This is a genomic window from Algibacter sp. YIN40, assembly GCF_057219435.1.
Window position 1 is genome coordinate 1 of the sequence record NZ_JBXVVC010000002.1, and the last position, 19,177, is coordinate 19,177.

Annotated in this window: 16 protein-coding genes; 1 reads left to right on the forward strand and 15 read right to left on the reverse strand. The window is 33.7% G+C overall.

The annotated features are described in order from the left end of the window. Positions 1-128: 128 nt before the first annotated feature. The 12 genes from AC2D6V_RS07805 to AC2D6V_RS07860 all read right to left on the reverse strand — a co-directional run bounded on the left by AC2D6V_RS07805 (position 129) and on the right by AC2D6V_RS07860 (position 16,592). Entirely contained in the window at positions 129-1,004 is an 876-nt protein-coding gene (locus tag AC2D6V_RS07805) for a PorP/SprF family type IX secretion system membrane protein (protein ID WP_484647531.1), read from the reverse strand. 10 nt (positions 1,005-1,014) lie between these two features. Beyond that, positions 1,015-4,095 carry a T9SS type B sorting domain-containing protein gene (locus AC2D6V_RS07810; RefSeq protein ID WP_484647532.1) on the reverse strand — a complete coding sequence of 1,027 codons (3,081 nt, stop codon included), beginning with the start codon at positions 4,093-4,095 and terminating at the stop codon, positions 1,015-1,017. Between the two features lie 2 nt (positions 4,096-4,097). Next, a complete protein-coding gene (locus AC2D6V_RS07815) occupies positions 4,098-5,165 on the reverse strand; it encodes a right-handed parallel beta-helix repeat-containing protein (RefSeq protein WP_484647533.1) in 1,068 nt (355 codons plus the stop codon). Between the two features lie 226 nt (positions 5,166-5,391). Next, complete coding sequence (locus AC2D6V_RS07820; RefSeq protein WP_484647534.1) at positions 5,392-6,345, reverse strand: hypothetical protein; 954 nt, start codon at positions 6,343-6,345, stop codon at positions 5,392-5,394. A gap of 62 nt (positions 6,346-6,407) precedes the next feature. Then, the gene (locus AC2D6V_RS07825) at positions 6,408-7,136 is read right to left on the reverse strand and encodes a DUF4412 domain-containing protein (protein WP_484647535.1); all 729 of its coding nucleotides are present in this window, start codon (positions 7,134-7,136) and stop codon (positions 6,408-6,410) included. A gap of 12 nt (positions 7,137-7,148) precedes the next feature. Then, on the reverse strand, positions 7,149-8,066 hold the full coding sequence (locus AC2D6V_RS07830; protein ID WP_484647536.1) for a hypothetical protein: 918 nt from the start codon (positions 8,064-8,066) through the stop codon (positions 7,149-7,151). Between the two features lie 57 nt (positions 8,067-8,123). Continuing rightward, the gene (locus tag AC2D6V_RS07835) at positions 8,124-9,083 is read right to left on the reverse strand and encodes a hypothetical protein (RefSeq protein WP_484647537.1); all 960 of its coding nucleotides are present in this window, start codon (positions 9,081-9,083) and stop codon (positions 8,124-8,126) included. A gap of 91 nt (positions 9,084-9,174) precedes the next feature. Further along, the gene (locus tag AC2D6V_RS07840; protein WP_484647538.1) at positions 9,175-9,729 is read right to left on the reverse strand and encodes a hypothetical protein; all 555 of its coding nucleotides are present in this window, start codon (positions 9,727-9,729) and stop codon (positions 9,175-9,177) included. A 4-nt stretch (positions 9,730-9,733) separates the two neighbouring features. After that, complete coding sequence (locus AC2D6V_RS07845; protein WP_484647539.1) at positions 9,734-10,891, reverse strand: hypothetical protein; 1,158 nt, start codon at positions 10,889-10,891, stop codon at positions 9,734-9,736. A gap of 12 nt (positions 10,892-10,903) precedes the next feature. Beyond that, entirely contained in the window at positions 10,904-12,202 is a 1,299-nt protein-coding gene (locus AC2D6V_RS07850; protein ID WP_484647540.1) for an OmpA family protein, read from the reverse strand. 150 nt (positions 12,203-12,352) lie between these two features. Continuing rightward, entirely contained in the window at positions 12,353-12,505 is a 153-nt protein-coding gene (locus tag AC2D6V_RS07855; protein ID WP_484647541.1) for a hypothetical protein, read from the reverse strand. Between the two features lie 103 nt (positions 12,506-12,608). Beyond that, positions 12,609-16,592 (reverse strand): hybrid sensor histidine kinase/response regulator transcription factor, encoded by a 3,984-nt coding sequence (locus tag AC2D6V_RS07860; RefSeq protein WP_484647542.1) that lies wholly within the window; start codon positions 16,590-16,592, stop codon positions 12,609-12,611. Between the two features lie 138 nt (positions 16,593-16,730). Between AC2D6V_RS07860 and AC2D6V_RS07865 the strand changes: the two genes are divergently transcribed. Further along, a complete protein-coding gene (locus tag AC2D6V_RS07865) occupies positions 16,731-17,231 on the forward strand; it encodes a hypothetical protein (protein ID WP_484647543.1) in 501 nt (166 codons plus the stop codon). Here AC2D6V_RS07865 and AC2D6V_RS07870 read toward each other — a convergent pair. From AC2D6V_RS07870 to AC2D6V_RS07880, 3 genes are all read right to left on the reverse strand, one after another. Continuing rightward, positions 17,220-17,471: a DUF6095 family protein gene (locus AC2D6V_RS07870; RefSeq protein ID WP_484647544.1), complete on the reverse strand. Its 252-nt coding sequence runs from the start codon at positions 17,469-17,471 to the stop codon at positions 17,220-17,222. The two genes, AC2D6V_RS07865 and AC2D6V_RS07870, sit on opposite strands and share 12 nt — an antisense overlap. Continuing rightward, entirely contained in the window at positions 17,458-18,279 is an 822-nt protein-coding gene (gene murQ, locus AC2D6V_RS07875) for an N-acetylmuramic acid 6-phosphate etherase (protein ID WP_484647545.1), read from the reverse strand. Before murQ ends, AC2D6V_RS07870 begins: the two co-directional genes overlap by 14 nt. 75 nt (positions 18,280-18,354) lie before the next feature. Continuing rightward, complete coding sequence (locus AC2D6V_RS07880) at positions 18,355-19,173, reverse strand: DUF4249 family protein (protein WP_484647546.1); 819 nt, start codon at positions 19,171-19,173, stop codon at positions 18,355-18,357. Between the last annotated feature and the right edge of the window lie 4 nt (positions 19,174-19,177).

Below are 19,177 nucleotides of genomic sequence, written 5' to 3' on the forward strand. Positions count from 1 at the left end.
CCGAACAGAGAAGTTAAGCCCATTAGCGCCGATGGTACTACATTTGTGGAAGAGTAGGTCGTCGCCTTTTTTAGAAACCCTTCATAGAAATATGAAGGGTTTTTTGTTTTTAATAACTAATAAAAGGTCTAAAACCTAAACCTTAAGAGTACTTCATGCGAACCTCTACTATAGTCTTTTACATCGGTAGTGGTGCTTTCGTGGGCATATCCAAAATGGGCCCAATCAGATAGTTTAAGTAACACTATACCACTTACCGATTCATCAATCCTATGAGATATCCCTAATTCTAAAGCTTCAAAATCAATCATAGCATTTATATCTATAGACATAGGCGCTCCAGAGACATAGCGGCTCATTACTGAAGGTTTTAAAGATAACTGATCACCTAGTTTCCATATATAACCAGCCCCAAAATAAGCATGTAATTTATCGGTAGCATCAGTTACGACAAAACCATCTTTTTCATACCGCTTACTTTTTAATAAAGTAGGAGCAGAAACGGTTATGTAGTACTTATCACTTTTCAATAAAAAACCTATACCTATATTAGGATTAAACTGATTGACATTTTCAGCAAATACAGGATCATTCATAACACCTAATTTGTTTAAATCAATATCAATAAATGTCCCACCGGCTTTAATACCCATATAAAAATTGGTGTTATCAGAGACAGGTATTCTATATGAAAAATCGGCATAAACATCGGTTTGATTAAGAACGAAAATATTATCGTTCATAATTGATAATCCTAGACCAACTCTGTCATTCATAGGTGTACTCAACGTTAAACTTTTAGTTTCTGGACTACCTTCAAGATTCACCCATTGACTTCTAAAATTAATATTTAACTCCGTTAGATCTTCAATACCAGCATATGCAGGGTTTGCAATATTCATATTGTAATTATATAGTGTAAATGCCGGATCTTGTTGTGCATATAATGAGTTTACTACTAGTAATACAATCACTATAAGACTATTGTTTGTTATATGTTTCATCTTTATTGTATTAATAGTTAATGTAAATCCATCCTTGAACTGGTTTTATTCCAGATTCATTCAAATCAATAATGTACAAATAGGGTCCTACAGGTAATTTACTTGAACTTCCACCTTCGGTAGATTTACCATTCCAATTGTTTTGATAGTTATTGGCTTCAAGTACTTTGTTTCCCCAACGGTTAAATACTTTAACGTTGTTTCTTGGGAATGAAGTAATATTTTCAATAACCCAAGTGTCGTTAATATTATCGCCATTAGGAGAGAATCCTTCAGGAACTACAATACCCTTAACATCACAAACATCCCCAATACCATCACTATCAGTATCTAGCTGATTTGAATTAGGGGTATCAATACAATTGTCTACATCATCTAGAATACCATCATTATCAGCATCTCCAATAACGAGATCACTACCGTTACAATCTTGGTCAATTCCGTCGTTAGGAATTTCTGTAGCTCCAGGATATACATTGTCATCTGAGTCGTTACAATCACTATCATCTGTAATATATCCAGATGGTGCATTACAAGATGTCATTGCATTAGTAGCATCACCAAAACCATCACCATCTGAATCTGCATAGAAGGTATTAAGAACACCTTCATCGACTTCTCCATCACAATCGTTATCGATACCATCACATACTTCTGTATTTCCAGGAAAATTGCTAGCTTCAGTATCATCACAGTCTGTATTGTCTGCTACGTAACCACTAGGTGCAGAACACGCTTGTGTGGAATCATTAGCATCACCAAAACCATCACCATCTGAATCTGCATAAAAGGTATTAAGAACCCCTTCATCCACTTCACCGTCACAATCGTTATCTATACCATCGCATACTTCTGTGTTTCCTGGGAAGTTGTTAGCTTGATTGTCATCACAGTCTGTATTATCTGCAACATAACCACTAGGCGCAGAACATGCTTGTGTTGTTACGTTAGAATCTCCAAAGCCATCACTGTCACTATCTGCATAGAATGTTGAAAGTACACCTTCGTCTACTTGACCATCACAATCGTTGTCTATGCCATCACATATTTCGGTATTGCCGGGATAAGAAGCAGCTTGTGCATCATCACAGTCTGTATTGTCTGAAACATAGCCACTAGGAGCAGAACATGCTTGTGTAGAATCATTAGCATCTCCAAATCCATCACCATCTGTATCTGCATAGAATGTAGATAATACACCCTCATCTATTTGACCATCACAATTGTTATCTATACCATCACAGACTTCTGTATTTCCTGGATAAGCATTTCCTTCATTATCATTACAATCAGTATTGTTACTAACATAACCCGTAGGTTGTGTATTTGATTCCTGACTTATATTTGGGTTACCAAAACCATCGCTATCAGAATCTTGATACCATAATAAAGCATCTGAACCGTCACAGTCTTCATCTATACTGTTTCCAGGTATTTCTGTTGCTCCAGGATTAATACTTCCATTAGTGTCATCACAATCTGTATTGTCGGCTACATAACCTGTTGGTTGTGTATTAGCTACTGCACTGGCACTAGAATTTCCGTATGTATCATTATCTGAATCTTGATACCATGTGAGTGCATCGGCACCATCACAATCTTCATCAATCCCATTATCTGCGATTTCTGATGCTCCTGGATTTATGCTTCCATTGGTGTCATCACAATCAGTATTATCAGATACATATCCAGTTGGTTGCGTATTTGCAGTTGTGCTAACGCTTGGATTACCAAAGGTATCACTATCGCTATCTTGATACCAAGTTTTTAAATCGAAAGTATCACAGTTTTCATCAATGCCATTATCAGGAATATCGGTAGCATCATCATTTATGCTGGCATTAGTATCATCACAATCACAACCTTCAGGGAATCCATCAGAATCTCCATCAACTGTATCATCAAAACCAGGACAGGTATCACAAATATCACCTACAGTATCAGCATCCATATCTGCCTGATCTGTATTAGCATCGTCTGGACAGTTATCACAAACGTCACCAACGGTGTCTGTATCAGTATCGGCCTGATCTGCATTGGCCACATCTATACAGTTATCGTCTACGTCTAGAATGCCGTCATTATCGGTATCTGCAGCTCCAACTTGAAAAGCACCTTTATAGAATAAGCTCCATGTTCCATCATCATCTTTAACTCTAATGTGCATGGTATAATTTCCTTCTGCCATATTTGCTGGAATAGTGATATTAAAAGTTTCATCTATATCAAAATTTGAAGTTACGGCTAGTGGTGTTCCATTACCAACTCCTGGATCTAGAGTAGCTCCTCTTGGGTCTTCTCCAATGAAATATTCGGCAGCTACAATAGGTTTAGCAGGTGGTCCTGCTGATCCATTGGCAAGTACAAAGAAATGCTGACGATAAAATAAACTCCAATTGTTATCTTCATCTTTTACCCTTATGTGTAATACGTGTAAGCCATCGGCAATTCCTGTTGAAGGAATTGTAAATGTTTCATCTATGGTATTTCCTGAAGTTGTTAACGGTGTTCCACTTCCCACTCCTGGATCTGAATCCACAAAATATTCGGCAGCTGCAATAGGTTTAGCAGGTGGTCCTGCTGATCCATTGGCAAGTACAAAGAAATGCTGGCGATAAAATAAACTCCAATTGTCATCTTCATCTTTTACCCTTATGTGTAATACGTGTAAGCCATCGGCAATTCCTGTTGAAGGAATTGTAAATGTTTCATCTATGGTATTTCCTGAAGTTGTTAACGGTGTTCCACTTCCCACTCCTGGATCTGAATCCACAAAATATTCGGCAGCTGCAATAGGCTTAGCAGCTGGTGCTGCTGATCCATTGGCAAGTACATAGAAGTGCTGTCTGTAAAACAAACTCCATACACCACCCTCTTTAACTCTTATATGTAATACGTGTAAACCGTCGGGAATTCCAGCAGTAGAAATGCTAAATGTTTCATCAATGGTGTTTCCTGAGGTAATGCTTAGTGCTGTAGCACCACCTACTCCCGGATCACTATCTACAAAATATTCAGCCTCTGTAATTTGCCCCCAACTTATTGATGAATACAGTATACATATACAAAATATATATAGTATTTTTTTCATCATTATTGTTTTATAGATGCTTTAAACTCCACGTTTAAATCTTGTCCTGGAGCTATGACGTTATTTGTAATAAAAATAGACGTTGGGTATGGGCTTAAATCTGGACGACCATTAATGTCGAAACTAAAAGAGCGTCCAAAAATACCTAAATCGGTATTATCAGTTCCTTGACCTATAACTGTAGATCCAGCAGCAAGACTAAAATCGTTATTGTAAAAATCGGTAACTGAACTAGTTGGTACGTTTGTAAATACGGGATCGGTATTATCGAAATTTACACCTCCTCCTAATACCGTTAGTGTTGTTCCCGCATAACTATAGGTTAGACATTTGTTAAAATTCACTGTTGAGCTAGATAAGCCAACTCCATTGGCAGTACCTGTAAATAAAAAAATGTTATTGGCCACAACAGGAGAATTACAACTAGCAAAAATGTTAGGTGTTCCACTCGAGCTATTTACAATAACATTATTAATAATTACTGTAGTATTTTTCAAAGAAGAAAATGATCCTCTCATCCAATTGTTACTTATTCTCCAGTTATCTCCAGCGTATCCATAAAAAGCGACGGCAGTAGAGGTCATATAATTACCTTCAATAACCCAGTCATCGGCACGACCAACAACCTGAGAGCCTCCAACATAGCTAGTTAATCGGTTGTTAATGATTTGGATGCCATCATGATTTGTTCCTGTATTCCCATTAATAGTCCCAATATTTAATCCTTTTATTACTGAGTTTGGACAGACACCATTAATAGTAAGATTAGTTATTGAGGCTCTTAAGCCATCTTCATTAGCAGGATTATGTCCTAAGCCAATTAAGGTTAGTGTTTTATTTATTGTAACATTCCCATAGCTTGTTGGAGATGGGTGAATGTGAATAATATCTCCAGCTACCGCCGCTGCAATTGCCGCTGAAACAGTGGTGAACATCGCACCAGACTCTGGGCGGTTATCTACGGTATGTACGGTTTGAGAAAATCCTGATTGTGCTACTAGTAGCATGAACATTGTGCATAAAAAAGATACACTTTTTTGGGTTTTTGAAAGTAAATTGATTGGTTTCATAATTTATTATTTTTGTTGTTAATATTAATTAAGTGTTAGCCATAAATTATAGTTCATGGTAACTTTTGAAAATACGGTACAATAAGATAGAGGGTTGCTTTTGAAAAAAGCGGTGCTATTAACAAGTCATTAATAAGGGAGAGATTCGAAATTAGAGAATCTTTAAGCTAAAGTATGCTGCATATGTAACAAATGATAGAACATATGTAACACGATGAATTTTAAGCTAATTTGCTATTGTAAAGGTCTTGAGCATACCTTTTTCTTTAGAGTTTGGTACTTCTGCAATAAAGGCATAATTACCAGGAGTTAAGTTTGCTTTGAAATACTGGGTAGTACCGGCTGGTGCATCATTTGTTCCACCCAAAAATGTGACACCTTTTGGAGCGGGGTTGGATAAGCCTTTAGGCAGCGACCAATTCATCCAAGCTTCTAATTCATCTAGATTAGCATTACTATTTAGTTTTACTAAATTAACATCATGACCAACGAAGTGCTCGTGTACTATTTGATCTTTATAATGCACTGCAATCGTATGCGTTCCTTTGGTTAATTCCTCTTGATATTGAATGCCATCGGTACTCGAAATTGAAATATTTATATCTGCTTTAGGTGCAGAATTTCCGCTATCTGCTTCTGTAACCCAAATATTTTTTGCCATTCCCATGGAGGTATGAAACATCCCGTTCTCCATTTTTACATAACATTCAATGACATGATTTCCAGGTTTAAGTTTTAATGTAAAAGTGTTTTCTTGACTTGGAGAAATTAATCCTGACCCACCTACAAAAACAATTTGACCAAACCATTCAGGAAGTTCACCAAATGCGGCCATAGCTTCATCCATGTTACCTTGAATAATTAGTTGCATCCCTTTTTCAAACACAGGTGCCACTATATTCTTTGCGTCTTCTTCACCTTTACCTTCAGGGTAATCATCGAATAACACAAAATGTGGCTCTGTCGATTTATTTATGTATTTAAAGGTGTTCCAGCCAGATGGTACGGTATCAACAGTTTGAAAATCCATCACATTAGTGACAATCTCAATAATATTAGATTTCGCTTTTGGGGTTTCAGTAACAGGAACATCTTCTATTACAGCATTACTTTTTTTATCTGTCTTACAGGAGAGTGTCAATATGAGAATGAGTAATAATAAGGTAGCATTAGTTTTCATAATATTTAAAATAGTTGGTTAGTATTATTATTGGATTACATAATTTTATTCATTAGGTTTTATTAAAACCCCATGGTTCTATATTCTTTGGTATTAATTTTTGTTTCTTTTTTTTCGAGACTTAAAGCTGTCATTGTGAAATTTTGTTTACTTTTTTTCTTATGAGTAGCAGTCATTTCCATAAGCAATGCATCTTCTTCAAGCACTTGGAGTAAAGCGGGGTCAAACCCTTTTGGGCTATTTTTATTGTTTGAAAAAGCAAAAAAGGCACTAAAATTTACGGGAGCATCCAGAGTAAAATATATGTTAGCAATGTAATCTGCGTCTTCAATCTCCATCCCATAGCATTCATAACCTAATATGGTTTTGGTGCCAATTTCTTTGTAGCTGTACTTAGGCTCTTTTTCACCAGATTTTGGTTCAGGTATTTTAGACAACTGCAACATTTTTTGGCCACTCATAGACATAAACATCGCCATCGTTTTTTGCTTGGCGTCCATAATTATAGACATGGTGCCTTGGCCTTTTAATTCTTTTGAAGACATATTCATACCAAAATAATCTTTACTATTGGAATTGATGAGATAGTCCATCGTAATCGTTTCATTTTTTGCTGCCTTAATTTCGGTTTTAAATTCCCAGTCAAAAATATATGCGTCTGGTAGTTTTGATTTATCTGGTTTACCCTTACCCATGAGGCCTTGTAATAGTTTTTGACTAGGATCTTGAGCTTTGGCGGCTATGCAAATACTGAAACATAATGCGATTAATAGTATAGTCTTGGTTTTCATAATGATTGAGTTTTAATTTTTTTGTTTGTCTTTTTTATTGTGTTTCCAAGGTTCTAATCCTTTTTCTAGTGGGATGAGTTTGCCTAATGGGCCAGGTACCATGGATCGTTCAACAGCCTCTGGAAGTGTTACATTACAATCTTGATAAGTAAAAACATATTGTCCTGAAGTAGGTTCTTTTGTTTTTGGCGTGTTCGAATTTTGTTGTTCTTTGCCGAATGTTTTTGTTGTTTTTATATTTAGCTCAACCAATCTTCCTTGGTCATCAAACTGAATATAACTTCCTTCGTATTCGGGATCGTTATAATTAAAGCGTTTGCAGACATCTGGAAAGGTGATATTTTGGAGGGTATAATTGTCGTCATCTTCAAAATGTTCAGGTTTATAAATAAAAGTCATTTCTAATACCATAAAGTTAAGACCAGAATCGATGTCTGTTAATGCTTGAAATGCTTCTAAATAAGGTTCTGGGGGTAGATTGTATGCCTGAGGAATCATACCAGCCATCATAAACCCCATTAAGCTTGGGGGCAGAAGAGATGCTTTTTCATAATAGCCTTCGTCCTTATTATAAGCGTAAAAATTACCTTTACTGTCGTGGTATATTGGATTAGGAATATTGCTTTGTTCGGTACGCATGGCAATCACCTCTTTATCAAAAAATAACGTTTGTATTAGCTTTCCTTTGTCATCGATTAATTTTAATACAACGTCTTTGTTAAAGAATTCGTTAGCCGCATTAAGAACTAATTCCTCTACTTCGCTTGATGAATTTCTATTTGCTTCATTAGCAGAACTATCAAAGGATACTTCTCTGGTTTCGAGTCCTTTTTCTTTCGCACGTTGTTTTAGTTTTTCTAGAAGTTGAGCTTCCATATGAAAACTTGAGAATAAAACGAATATGCCTGCTAAAATTACTTTTGTTTTCATTTACTTAAATTTTAGTTTTTACAAATTCTACACAGTTATTCTTTAAACTATTCAATCTTAATATTCGGCTTTTGCTCTATAATAATGAATAGCATCTGTAGGTAATGTTGGTATAACTTCATGTGTATGCCTTTTAAACCAAGAGACGTCAAGACCTCGTTCGTGTTCTAATGGATACTTACCTAAGACCTCGGTTTTTATAAGATTCCAACCCGGTTTAAAATTAAGATTGTAATTCACGTTGGTTTCAACCTCCTTTTCATTTGTGCCATCCTTTCGCACTTTTCCTTTCCAGTTTTGGTCTAGGGTTAGTCCACAATTTTCATTGGAGTAGGCCCAATACAATATATAGCCTTCGTCACCAGAGTCAACGCCACTTTGAGTTGTTAGATTTTTAGTAACACTTACTGAATTACCAATAGTCAAAGTTCCTATTTGTTTATCGGCTCTCATAACCAATAAACTAGTATTTGTTATAAATCCAGTATCTTTATTTGTATAGTTTACCAATGCATTATCATTAATATCAAAAAACATCCCTTGAGGTCCTATTTGCTGCTCTAAAGAAATTTGGGTTTTAAAATTATCGGGTAAATTAAATACAACATTTCCATCTTCATTGATGGTACCAATTTTAAAAACGGTTAATCCCGGGCCTTTATATGCAATTACAATATCTGCAGTTCCAGCAGTCCAATTTTTAAATTTATTATTAGTACTGGCTATGGTATTTTCCCAATACCAATCGTTATTACTAGGTTTCTTTTGAACTGATTTTTTTTGTACGGTTTTCGGTTTCTGCTTATTTTTTTGAGCCTCTTGTATGTCCTGCATATCTTTCATTTGTTGCATTTGTTGCATTTGTTGCATCATGTCTTTATACTGTGGTAAGTTCATGATGCTGTCTTGCATGCGCATAGCCTCTTCAATCTGCTTTTGCTGTTCAGGCGTTTGCGCATTTGAAAAGTTTGATGCAATCAATAAAATAAGAACTGTTAATTTAAGTTTAGTTTTCATGCGTAATGTCTATTGTTTTTTATAGGTCACATGCGACATCCTTTTAATCATTTCCTTGAGTATCAAGTTTTAGTTATCGATGTTTCATATTCTATTCTTTATCTATTTTTTGGACATACAATGGCTTTAGCATATGAGATAGTTTCCATTTACCTTTATAATTCATCATTTCCATACGCATCATATATTTTTCGTCTTTGTCTTTAAGGAAGATGAAGAATTTAACCTTTGTCATTTCGGTATTTTTGTAAACTGCTTGATAGTCTTTAGATTTTGGCCATTGAATTTCCTCGTCTTGTCCTGGCTTTCCTATTTTATAATCGTATTCCATACGATCTATTTCTATATTGCTCCAGTTTTCTATTGCTGTGTCTTCAAACCCTTTTAAATAGTTTTCTTTACTTGCTTCATAACCTTCTAATAATCCATCGATTTGTTCTTGCGAAGGTTTAGGGTCCATATGATTTACCATATCTATAAACTCCGACTTTTCTAAATAGTATTTTTCTATTTTTTGTGTTTTACCAGATTTTAAAATTTTGATGATTTTATGTACCTCTTTTTCTGGAGTAGATACACTACTTATTAAGAGAGATGCTAGTATAACCAGACCCGTCTTTTTTGTGATGTTTATTAAGAGTTTCATGTAATTAATTTTTAATTGTCCTTAAGAGGACTTTACCATCTTTAGTTGCAATTATTTTTGTGTTTATGGATTTAAGATTAAACTGATCACCAGGAATAAACTGATCACCTGGTATGAATTGGTCGCCTGGAATGAACTGATCACCTGGAATAAACTGATCTCCAGGAATAAACTGATCTCCTGGGATAAACTGGTCGCCCGGAATGAATTGATCACCAGGAATAAACTGATCACCTGGTATGAATTGGTCTCCCGGAATGAACTGATCCCCTGGTATAAATTGGTCACCTGGGATATATTTATTTATTGTGTTAAAAGAAAGCGCAGTATTTTGAAATGGTTGGATAACATAGTTACCATAGAGCATACCTAGATATAATGAGCTATTAGGATATTTTTTATTTACTAGTTCTGGATCTTGCATCGATTCGAATAACTCTATATTTCTGACTTGTTTTGTGTTATTATCAATTACAAGTACTATTCTTGTTCCATTAACATCATCATTATTATTGGAGTTATTCTTTATCCCTTTAATATTTATATTTTTTATAGCACGAATAAAATCACCATATTCATGAGAGAACGCTCCAATAGAAAGCATTTTTGGAGTAAACGGGAGATTTGGAATATTAATAGCTTGAAAACCATCTATACTTAATTTGAAAGCACCATTGTTGTAAGAAATAATAATATGCCTCCATTCATTTTTTGCAGTATTCATTGATGGCTTATAACCATCGAACTTTACTTTGGGTCCATTAAATCTACCATCTATTTTACCTCCATGACAATACAGGTATAAGGGGTTAAAAAAGTTACTGCTTTTATTTGGTACGTAATAGCTATCTCCTTCCCAAAAACGAACTTCATAGTATTGGTGTATTGCTATTTTACTTAACTCATCATAAAATGCATCAAATTCTAGAGTAAATGAATTGCTTAGATAATTATTGCCTTCAATTTTCGGTGAAATAATGGCCTTATTGGATAAATAAATAATGGACTCGCCATTTAGTGAAGCAATTTCGGCGCTCCCTCTAACTAAGTCCCAATTAGGGGGGAAGTCACCTTGCTTCCCTGATGGAGGATCTGAAAAATATGTTTGAGCTTGCAAATACAGGCAAAGAAATGATAAAAAAATTGATAGTACAGATTTCATTTTCTAGTGGGTTTAAAATTTAATAAATTCTACACGCCGATTATTTGCTTTACCTTCGGGTGTGTTATTCTCTGATACGGGAATGGTTTCGCCCATACCTTTGGTTTGCATTCTGGAAGCGTTGATTCCTAAATTTGTTAAAGCAGCTTTAACAGCATCAGCTCGTTTTTGTGAGAGTTGTAGATTGTAATCATTAGCGCCATCACTATCGGTATGCCCTTCTATTCTAAAATTAAGGTCTTGATATTGTTGCATCATTTTAGCTACTTGATTAAGAACTCCCATGGACTCTTTTTTAATGGAGGCTTTATTAACATCAAAAAGGATACCTCGTGTTACAAATTTTCCTTCAGACATCACACGGTCATACAGTTTTTTTCCACCTTCGGCAATACGAATATTTTTAATGGCTCTTATGCCGTCTCTATATGAGTAGCCTTCAACACTTATAATTTCTGGCTTGAGGTTAAGATTTGGAATATTAAGGACTCTATGCTGATCTAAAAATACTTTTAAAGTACGTTTGTTAAATGCAATGGCGACATGACGCCACCCAGGTATATTTTCTTTAAACTGTTCTCCCTCGCCATTATATTTTCTGTCTTTTCCTTTGGCACGAATCTGAAATTTTGCCCCGTTGTTTTGAATATGTAAAGGATGATAATTTTCTTCTCTTCCTAGACTTAAATAACTATGGCCTTCCCAAAACCTAAGTCTGTAACTTTGCCATGTACCTGGTACATCTTCAAAGTAGGCGTCAAATTCTATGGTAAAAGCTTCCGGTAAATAATCGTCTTTATCCATTAGAGGTGTAATAATGGCTCTGTTTTCAAAATTGATAATGTTTTCAGAACCTAAAGAAGCGTTTTCGGCAGTTCCTTGGAATAAATCCCAACGGGATGGAAATTCACCACTTTCTTCAACCCTTAAGTCATCTTCAAAAATGATATGGTCTCCAGGAACAAAGTTATATTTTGCCCAAGGTTGGTGGTTTACATTTGATATTTTGGTTGGTTGATTTGGACCTTCATCATTTGAAGATGTATTGTTTTCATTACCGCCTCTTACCAATACCTTTTTATTAGGCTGGTCACTTTCAGATTCTGAGGAATCTGGCGATTCTGATTTCTTTGTTTGTTTACTCTGATTAAGTACAGAATCCATTGTTCTGGAAGTTTCTTTCTCAACTTTTTCTTCTAGTTTTCGTTCTACTGCATTTTCTGCTCGTTTTTTTAATTTTTTCAGTAATTGTGCTTGAGATAGATTATAGCTAAAAAGGAATACTATAATTAATAGAAACTTAAAATTCATGATCTTGTTTATTAATAAGTGAAACAAAAAAGTTTGTTAAGGGCTATTTATTGACTTGGAGAGGCTGTTTGCTAATAATTAAATAAAAAAGGGAATAACTACTTTAGTTAAATTTCATTATTCCCATTTTTCTCCCGATTAATAGCATCTTTATAGTTTTTCTTTATCGAAAAAGATAGACTTTACAACTTTGTTTTTTTGGGTTATTCTAAGATTATAGGTGCCTTTTTTAAGGTGGTCTATGCTTAGATAAATTATATTCTTTTTACCATTTTCTTTTTCTAAAACATTTTCATGTGTCATTTTTCAATGGAATTAAGAATTGATTGTGATGTAAAAGTATGCGGAGAATATCTAAACGGATATCAGATATGTAACAAATGATAGAAGATATGTAACAAAACGGTTAATCCTTTGTTATATAAGCGTTGGGCGTATTGTTATATGCTTCTTTAAAACACTTAATAAAGTAGGAAACAGTATTAAATCCAACTTGATAAGCAACTTCTGAAACTGTTAAATCGGATTCCTGAAGTAAGTTTATTGACATTTTTAATCGTTGAGATCGTATAAATTGAGATGTGGATAGTCCTGTTAATGCCATTAGTTTTCGATGCAGCTGCATCCTGCTCATGCCCATTAGCTCACTAAAATTTTGTGAATTGAAATCTGGTTCGGATAAATGTTTATTAAATATAGTTTCAACCTCTGCCAGAAAAACTTCATCTACATTGGTAACTGCAATGTCTTTTGGTTTTAAACTACTATGCTGTGTATATCGCTTTTGAAGGGACTTACTAAAATTGATTAAATTTTCAACCCGCTTTACTAATATTTTTGAGTTAAATGGTTTAGATATAAAGTCATCCGCACCTACTTCCAAGCCTTTCAATTCATTACTTTCACCTGTTTTAGCAGTTAATAATATGACTGGAATATGACTTGTAAGGGTATTATTCTTGAGCGTATTACACAACTCTATACCATCCATTTCGGGCATCATAATATCGCTAATAATGAGGTCTGGAATTTTATTTAAAGCTTTTTTTAGACCTTTTTTGCCATTTATAGCTAACAGTACTTTGTATTTCTCTTTTAGAATTGATTTAATGTATTGACGCAATTGTAGGTTGTCCTCTACTACAAGAACTATAGGTTTATCCGAATTTAGATTTATGTCTTCCTCTTCTTCAATATGTGATGTGTCATTGGTGTAAGTTTCTTTGGTTACAATTTGTGGTTGTTCAATGATTTCTTGTTCTTTAAATGCTTCTTTAGAAATTGGAAGGGTAACAGTAAATTGAAGTTCATCGTCGTTAATGGTATTTGCAATTAGACTTCCATTGGTTAAAGTAACGAGTTCCTTTACCAAAGCTAAACCAATGCCTACACCATCTGCATTGGAGTTTACTTGGTAAAATCGGGTAAACAAGTTATTAATTTCTTCTGATTTGATGGTATTTCCATTGTTAACAATAGTTACAACAACATGGTTATCTTGCAACATCGCATTAAAATTTATAAACCCTTTTTTAGGCGTATATTTTACAGCATTGGCGAGTAGGTTGACTACTATTTTTTCAATAATATCTCTATCGTACCAGACGCTGTCAATATTATCTATCTTCACTTTTAACTTTAATTCCTTTTCTTTTATTTGATATTTAAAAGCACTAATTAACTGGTGGATTAGATTAGATAAATTCCCTTTTTCTATTTGTAATTTTAAATGACCTGTTTCTAATTTACTCAAATCGATTAATTGGTCCACTAAATTGAGTAGGCGTTTCGCATTTTGGCTTATTAAGTTTAAATCTTCCTTATTTTCATTCGTTAGTTTTTCTTCGGCTAACTGACGCTCTGCAGGACCTAAAATTAACGTAAGCGGTGTTCTAAACTCATGGGAGATATTTGTGAATAGTTTCGATTTGAATTCGTCCAAACTTTTAAGTCGTTCTGTTTCGGCATGCTCCAATTTTAGTTTTGTATTGATGTACCATCGCCATTTGAAGTATCTGTAAACGAAAAATACAGTAAGAATAACTAAAACCACATAGATTATTCTTGCTATTCCAGTGTTATACCATGCTTTTTTTATATTGAATGAAAGTTCTGCCGGAGTTTCATTCCAAACACCATCATAGTTGCTAGATATAACTCTAAATGTATACTCACCGGGGCTTAAATTACTGTAATTAGCGGTATTGTTATTACCTGATTCAACCCAATTATTATCGTGGTTTACAAGTTGATATTTATAATTATTAAGACCAGGTTGAGAAAAATGTAGCCCAGAAAAACTAATGCTTATTGTGTTTTCGTTATGATTAAAAACTTTTCCTTCTTCTAACGGAATTGAACTGTTGAATAATTGCAATTCATTGATAACAGTTCGAGGTTTTTCCTGATTTAAGGTTAATTGCTCTGGTTTAAACCAATTTATGCCATCAAGTCCACCAAAATAAATAATATTGTTATGATCCTTAAAGTAAGCTCCAGTATTAAACTCAAAAGCTTGTAATCCATCATATTGATCGTAATTTACCAAATGTGGCTCAGAATTTGTTTCTTGAAACATGGTTATACCCCTATTGGAGCTTAGCCATAAATTATCGTTTCCATCTGGTATTATTCCATAGATTACATTGTTAGGTAAACCATCTTCGGTTGAATAGACTTTAACCTCAAGCGTATTGGTATTAAACTTTTTTAGCCCATTTCCATTGGTGCCAATCCACAGAATATCTGTTTCAGCATTGTAATAAAGTGATTTGATTTTGTCTGGTATGTTGAGAATTCTGTTGACTTTTTCAGTTTCAGTATTGAGAACACATAATCCTTTATCTTCAGTTCCAATCCAGAGAATTCCGTTTTTACCTTCGGTAATAGATCTTATATTATTACTAGTAATCGTTGAATTGTCATAAGTGTCATGAAGGAACCTATTAGTTATTCCTTTTGTTTTATTGAATCTTAAAAGCCCTTTACCACCTGTTCCCAGCCAAATATTATTGGAAAAATCCTTACAAATACTCCATATTGGTGTGGAAATTAATTCTTCTTCTGCCTTTGTATTTATAGGTATACGCTTTTCATTCTTATTTAAAATATCCAAGCCTTTATCTTGATAACCAATCCAAAGTTCATTATTAATGTGTTTAAGACTCATAATCCTATTGGACTTTAAATTGGAATTTTCTGTGTTTAGAGTATTAAAGATTTTATTTTGATAGTCTATTCTAGTTAGGCCTTTACCTGATGTTCCTACCCAAATAGTATTATTCATTGGGTTTACACTAATGGCTCTAGCAACATCTACATAAGCATTTCGAGGTAATTGGTCGTTGGTAAGGACATTAAATTTTAAAAGATTTTCGTCGTAATAACTTAATCCACCACCATCTGATCCCACCCAGATATTTCCGGTGAAATCTTCAAAAAGGGATAAGTTGTCATTGTAATGAAGCGCATAAGGATTATGGCCTTGTACCATAAAATTTTCAATGATTTTATCTTTAAAGTTAACAACATATACACCTCTACCGTAGGTCGCTATCCATAAGCGATTATATTTATCAAGAAGTGTTGCTTCAATGTTCAAATTATCGGGAAGGGGGTTGTCTTTGAAGCCCGTAAATTTAAAAAAAGTGTTGTCTTTGTTATTCATTACAAATAAGCCATAACTGTATGTCCCTATCGCAATTGTATCATTTGATAACTTTGTGAGCGTGCTATAGTTTATATTGGTTTCTCTATCTGAAACAATTTTTTTATAGCTGAAATCAGTTTTAGAAACCTTTAAAAGCATATTGGATCCAGATACCATTATTTCATCTTCAAGTTCTAGAAAATTATTTATGGTTTGAGTTCGGTCTTCTTTATTTAGTAATTGAGTGGTATCATTTGTTTTAGAATTGATTAAAAATAATCCGTGATTATATGTGCCAACATAATGATTAAAATTATGGTCTTGATATAATGTACTTACATTAGGGATACTTTTTACGTGTGAAAAATTGTCGGTTATTGAATTATATTTCTCTAGTTTTCCAGAATTTGCAACTAACCACATGGTATTTGTTTTGTCAATATAAATCTTACCCAATTTACTGTAGGTCAGTTTCGTAACGTCCTCAAATTGTTTGTTATAATATTTAAAAGATTTTCCATCGTACTTATTTAATCCATCCTGAGTAGCAAACCATAGATAACCAATACTATCTTGAGCGATACTGACAACACTATTTTGAGATAGACCTTGATCAACACTAAGATTATGAAAAGCTATTTGTTTTTGTGGTGGCGTTAATTGAGATTCAATATTTGAATCTTTTTGGCCAAAGAGCGGAAGCGCTAGAACGCCGAATAATAAAAAACTAATTATTTTCACGCCTAATAAGTTGGTTAATAGATAAATGTAAAGTTAATAAACTTAAAATAAGATTTAAATTTAAAATGATGATGTAAGGGTTAATAAGATTTAAGACTAATGTGTCGTTGATTTAAATTATTTATTATATTTAATTCCATGAATATTATTATCCAATCTACACTTAAAACGCTTCAAAAGGCTGAAAATTTATTAATGAACTTAACAGATGAGCAGCTATGCGATGCTTCTGTACCTCCTTATTACTCAAGTATAGGGACTCATATAAGGCATATTTTAGATTTTTATGATTGTATTTTTAATGTTACAGCAGAAAATAAAATTGATTTAACAGCAAGAAGCAGAAATAGTGATGTAGAATGCAAATGTAATTGTGCGAAGAATTATTTAGAAGAAATTATCTTCAAATTAAATACAATAAGTATTAATATTAATCAGGAGCTTTCAGTTTGGGATGATTTAGGGTTAGGTAAAATCGAAATCTCCTATACTTATGGGGCTTTATTAGCTCAAGCTAATAGCCATACCATTCATCATTACGCTATAATTAATTATATTTTTGAACGATTAGGAATTAGTTTTAATGATTCCGATTTTGGCTATAATCCAACCACGCCTAAGAAGGTATCAGTCAGTTGATTTTTGTTCATTCTTTTTAAACATACTATCCAGTATAGTATTAATTCCTTTAAAAGCTAAAAATATTGCTAAGCAGCAGATTATTATTGCTAAAATTAATACAATAGTATCAATAGGGGAGTTTAATTTTGTTTGCGAAATATAAATAAGTGTAGGACCTAAAAACATTAAAGATAGAGAGCCACCCATGAATTGAATTCCCTTCACTAAGATTTCCTTGTTTGTTCTATTTGTTTTCATTAGTATAATTTTCAACAGCTAAGCGAACACTTCCATATTTGTTTAATAAATCTTGGGCCTCCAGTTGAGACACATTTAGTTCTGCCATTATCATCTTAGTTCCTCTATTTACTAATTTATTATTACTAAGCTGCATGTCTACCATTTTGTTGCCCTTTACATGACCAAGTTGAATCATTGTCGCAGTTGTAATCATATTAAGAACCAATTTTTGAGCTGTACCGGCTTTCATTCTGGAGCTGCCAGTAACAAATTCTGGTCCAACAATAACTTCTATTGGAAATTGTGCTGTTTGAGATAATGGGCTATTATGATTGCAGGTAATACAACCAGTAATGATTCCATTTTGATTACAAGCTTCTAATGCCGAAATTACATAAGGTGTTGTTCCAGATGCTGCAATGCCAAATACAATATCATTTTTGCTAATCTTATAGTCTTGTAGATCTTTCCATCCTTGCGTTGTTGAATCTTCTGCAAATTCTACAGCTTTTCTAATTGCTGAGTCTCCGCCTGCAATCAATCCAATTACTAATTCATACGGAACACCAAAAGTAGGCGGGCATTCCGAAGCATCTAATATTCCTAATCTACCACTTGTCCCAGCACCAATATAGAATAAGCGACCACCTTTTTTTAATTTATTTACAATTTGCTCTACTAATTTTTCTATTTGCGGTAACGCCTTTTCAACTGCAAGTGGAACTGTTTTATCTTCATTATTAATGCTTTCTAGCAATTGAGAAATGGACATCTTTTCAAGATGATTGTAGTTGGAATCTTGTTCGGTAGTTTTAATAAAACTCATGCTTCAAAAGTAAGTAATTTTTTAGTTGACTGTATTACTAGTTAGAAAATAGATAAGATGTTTAAAGGATTTTAATTATTCAATGAGATAGGTGAAAACATCTGTTTCTGAAACTCTAAAATAACCTAATGGAAAATTACTTGGATTAGTTTGATTGATGCAATTACCTCTTACTGTAGCAGGTTGTGTTTCGAAAGGGTCACCAGATTCATCATCTGTTTGCTGTAATAAAATATTTAAAAACTCATAATTACGTTCTGAGATACTAGAACTTCTAATAACTAATTCGTCGCCTTTTTCTAAGTTTTCATCAGAATGAAAAGCAAAAATCTGATTCCCATCTGTGAATTCATCGTCATAAACTTCAAGGCTTAGCTCATTTCTAGAAAAAACAATGAACTCGAATAGGTAAAAATTTTCAATGTTTCCAGGATCAGTATAAAAAGCTTTTATTTCAATTTCATCACCAGAAAAACCACCTTCATTTTTTTGCTCAACAAACTCAATGGGTGCTATTGGTAATAGTGTTTCAGTACCTGTGTATACTTCATTATTATAACTAATGCTAAGGTTATAGGTAACATCTATTTCTGGGTTAAATATCTCATTAATATAAATACCGGTATTAGATTCTTCAATAAAATTAAAGGTATTGTTATTAGAATCTGATACTGCTACAATTGCTCCCGTTGCAGGTGGAATAGTATTGTCAAAATAAGGAGCGGTTAGGCTTAGTTTAATGAATTGCCTATTGCTTGCTGTTCCTTTTATCCAGTTTAAAGAGGCATCAATAACTAATTTTGGTTCTGCCGAATTTACATCTACATCTATCACATCCTCACAAGATACTATGGTAAAAAAGCTAAGAAGTATTAAATATGTTAGTTTTTTCATAATC